Raw genomic sequence first — 3,718 nt, 5'->3', positions numbered from 1 at the left:
TGCGGGGATGTAGCTCAGTTGGATAGAGTACCTGGCTACGAACCAGTTGGTCGGGAGTTCGAATCTTCCCATCCCCGCCATTGCTTATACAGGCTGCTAGTTTTACTGGCAGCCCTTTTTTATGCCCAACCCTGTCTACAAAAAAGCCCTCTATGCGTATGCACAGAGGGCTTTCTTTATTTCTTACAAACACGTAGCTCCGCTAATAACGAAAGCCTTGTTTAAAAAATTATTTCGCTCGACTCATCACCTGCAACAGCACCGTTGCTACAACAGAAATCAGAATACCAACAAGAATAGTAAATGAAACGGTGATGCCGTTAATTGCGTAATCCAAAATAGCAACACATGCAGGACTCAAATAGATGTAGGCTGTAACGTTGTTCGGGGTAAGCACAATCGAGGCTTTCTGAAAAAGATATGAAGTAATCAAGGTTGTGCCAATAGCGAGATACAACATACTTGCATAATCTCCAGTAGTAAGCAGGTTCCATTGCAACGGAATATCAAAGGCCAGCGTGGCTAGTCCCATCCAAAGCGTACCACCAAGCAGTGTACAGCAAGTAAGCACAGCAACACTATCCTGACGATATAACAGCTTCAATGCCAGCGTGTATCCACACATGGAAAGCACACCCAGCATAAAAAGCATGTCGCCGGAATTAAGAGACAGCTGCTGCATCGCCTGCCAATCTCCCTTAAATACAACCCAAACAGTCCCCAACGCCCCAAGCAAATAGACCAGCGTGCGCCTAAGCCCTACCGGCTGCTTCATAATAACGATACTGAAAAGCGCTGTAAGAAATGGTGTCAGTGTATACAGCGTCCCGGTATTCAAAACAGTTGTTGTAAGTAATGCTCCGAAGAGGCAAACAAAGTATGCGCAGTAGAAAAAGCTTATGATTACAGAACGAGGAAAAACAGACGGGACTTGCTTTCTGTACCGAGCATTTAACAAAACCGCGGGTAATGAACACGCGCTGGCAATAACAAAACGTAATAAATTAAGCGATACGGGGTGCACTTGTCCGGTCACATTTGCGGAAGCAATAAAAGATCCTGCAATAAGAAATGTCGCCAGAAGAATAAGACCGTGTGCCTTGAGAATATGCATAGTTGGAATCCTTAAAAACAAAAGTCTGTCTAATCCGTAAAGGATACAGGATTTCAGACGCAGAGATGTCAGTATATTTTTCTATTCTGCCTACAACTAATGGTTGAGCACACAAGCAGGTTCAGATGAAATGTCAACACCCTTTTATCCCAGTGGGTGCTGACCTCACTAGTATCATTACATAAAAAACCAACACGCCGAGCCAAACATCTTGGTACAGACACAAAAAAAGGCTGCCCGAATGAGCAGCCTTTCACATACAAAATAGGAACTATAAGCCTTCAGGGCGTACGCGATCCCAGTTATGGATGCTTTCGAGGTAACGAATAGACCCACTATGGCCTTTAATAACCATGGAGTGAGTAACTGCGCCGTTACCAGTGTACTGTACACCGCGAAGGAAAGTACCACCGGAAATGCCGGTAGCTGCAAAGTATACTTCGTCACTGCGAACGAGAGTATTTACGGTGTGAATTTCACGAAGATCGATTCCAGCTTCCTGAATCGCTTCTTTTTCAACGTAAGACTGCGGATCAAGGCGGGCAAAAATCTGTCCACCAACACCTTTAATAGCACATGCAGCAATAACACCTTCAGGTGTACCGCCTGTACCCATCATTACGTCAACTTCACTGCGAGGATCAACAGCCATCAGTGCGCCTGCAACGTCACCGTCTGTGTGCAGCTGAATACGAGCACCCGCTTCACGAATTTTAGTGATAAGCTGCTCATGACGAGGCTTATCAAGAACGAAAACAACAAGGTCATCTACGTCTTTGCCGAGAGCCTTTGCAATGTTGTTCAGGTTCTCTTTAACTGGAGCATCAATGTCTACAACATCTTTTGCTGCCGGCGGTACAACAAGCTTCTGCATGTAGTAGCTTGGACCAGGGTTGTACATGGTGCCTGCCGGAGCAGTACCTACAACAGAAATTGCGTTAGGACGACCGTATGCAAGAAGATTGGTACCTTCGACTGGGTCCACCGCAACGTCAACCTGCGGCCCTTTACCCATTCCGAGCTTTTCACCATTGAAGAGCATTGGCGCTTCATCTTTTTCACCCTCGCCGATAATAACCTGACCGGAAAGGTACAAATTATTAAAAGCGTAACGCATTGCATCAACGGCTGCACCGTCGCCCTCGTTCTTCTTGCCCTTGCCAAGCCAGCGGCCGGATGCCAGTGCTGCTGCCTCTGTAACGCGAACAAGGTCTAAAGCAAGGTTTCTATGGGCGGCTTCCATCGGGTCTCCTCCAAATATAAGTTGCTGATACACATAAAAATTTATGTGTGGCGGATTATAAGCTAAGCTTGTGAAACATCACAAAGCTTCAAACTGCAAAAAATTTAAAACCAAACGCAGCTAGCCTGCGGTCAACGGTCTGCCAGCGGTTTGTGTACCCTAGGAAGCACACACCTTCAAGCTTTTACCGCCGAATAAAAAAAGGGAGACCGCTTTCATGCGATCTCCCAGTCGTATACTATTAACCTACTGTAAATACCAGTACGGTTTTAGTGCAATCTTACTGCTTTTTTGTGTCTTTTGCGTCAGGAGTCTCTGCAGGCTTTTCTGCAGGTGCTGCTTCATTCTTTTCACCAGCCTGTTTCATTGCGTCTTCTTTCATTTCACCAGCTTTCTCTTCCGGTTTAGCCGGAGTGTGTGCTTCACCATCAGGAGCAACAACTGGAGATTCAAACACAACTTTTTCTTTATTCATAATCGCTACGATTGCATCAGTAGCATCTGCGGACTCGTCAAAACTCAGAGCCTGCTCAGCTGGGATAACAAGTGCTACGCCATTTTCTTTACGGTACTGCTCAAGCACTTTCTGGAACAATTCATTCAGCTTGGTTACTACCATCTGCTGTTCTGCAGAAACACGTTCCTGAATTCGAGCAACTTCTGCCTGAATATCTTTCACTGTTTCAGTGTTCTGACCTTTTGCTTCTGCGGCTTCATTCTGTAAGTCCACAAACTGCTGCTGTACTTCGGTACTTACTTTTTCAAGGTACGCCATACCGTCTTTACCTGGCTGACAATCCTGAAATACCTTTGCAGGATCAACTACTGCTACCTTTGGAGAAGCATCAGTTTTTGCTTCCTGATTACAACCCACAAGCGCCAGACAAAAAACAGCAACACACAATAAAGCTAACTTTTTCATAATATCTCCAAATGTTATAGAAGCCACATTTTTTCTTGTAATTAACAAGGTAAGCACCACTTTTTTCGACGGTGCTATGAAAATAGAGCAACTTACGTTTTTTCCCAAGGATTAATTGCACAATAGCAGTTAGTTAGAGAAAAAATAATCAACCAGATCCATTTTGTGGATATCTTCAAGCGCCTCGCGCCTGATCACATTCCCCGTAAGACGCAGACAACGCGTTATTCAGAAAACACGAAGCCGCCAATCTGGCGCAAGTACTCTTCCATAGTGTATTTTGAGATGCTCTTCATCTCTACCCGCTGCACAGAGCTACGAGCCAAGGATTTCGCAAAAGTTTTAGAGAGATAGGAATACGGGACGTTATCACTTTTTCGCAGCTTCACCCCGTCCATTGAAACGGTGTAATGCATAGTAAAATCACCTGTTACGCGAT

General features: G+C 45.1%; 4 protein-coding genes and 1 tRNA gene. 1 reads left to right on the top strand and 4 read right to left on the bottom strand.

Annotated features, from left to right (window positions below; genetic code table 11):
• Positions 1-3 precede the first annotated feature (3 nt).
• A tRNA-Arg gene (locus tag QZY95_RS04890) sits at positions 4-80 on the top strand.
• Positions 81-229: 149 nt separating this feature from the next.
• On the opposite strand, the gene QZY95_RS04885 is transcribed toward QZY95_RS04890, so the two are convergent.
• From QZY95_RS04885 to QZY95_RS04870, 4 genes are all read right to left on the bottom strand, one after another.
• A complete protein-coding gene (locus tag QZY95_RS04885) occupies positions 230-1,114 on the bottom strand; it encodes a DMT family transporter (RefSeq protein ID WP_290919996.1) in 885 nt (294 codons plus the stop codon).
• A 271-nt stretch (positions 1,115-1,385) separates the two neighbouring features.
• A complete protein-coding gene (gene glpX, locus QZY95_RS04880; protein WP_290919994.1) occupies positions 1,386-2,357 on the bottom strand; it encodes a class II fructose-bisphosphatase in 972 nt (323 codons plus the stop codon).
• 280 nt (positions 2,358-2,637) lie between these two features.
• The gene (locus tag QZY95_RS04875) at positions 2,638-3,279 is read right to left on the bottom strand and encodes an OmpH family outer membrane protein (RefSeq protein WP_290919989.1); all 642 of its coding nucleotides are present in this window, start codon (positions 3,277-3,279) and stop codon (positions 2,638-2,640) included.
• A 224-nt stretch (positions 3,280-3,503) separates the two neighbouring features.
• Positions 3,504-3,718 (bottom strand): hypothetical protein (locus QZY95_RS04870; RefSeq protein WP_290919987.1); only part of this gene is annotated, 215 nt, incomplete at its 5' end.

The sequence above is a fragment of the Halodesulfovibrio sp. genome (assembly GCF_015482765.1).
Classification (GTDB): Bacteria; Desulfobacterota; Desulfovibrionia; order Desulfovibrionales; family Desulfovibrionaceae; genus Halodesulfovibrio.
This window is presented reverse-complemented; position numbering and strand designations above follow the sequence as displayed.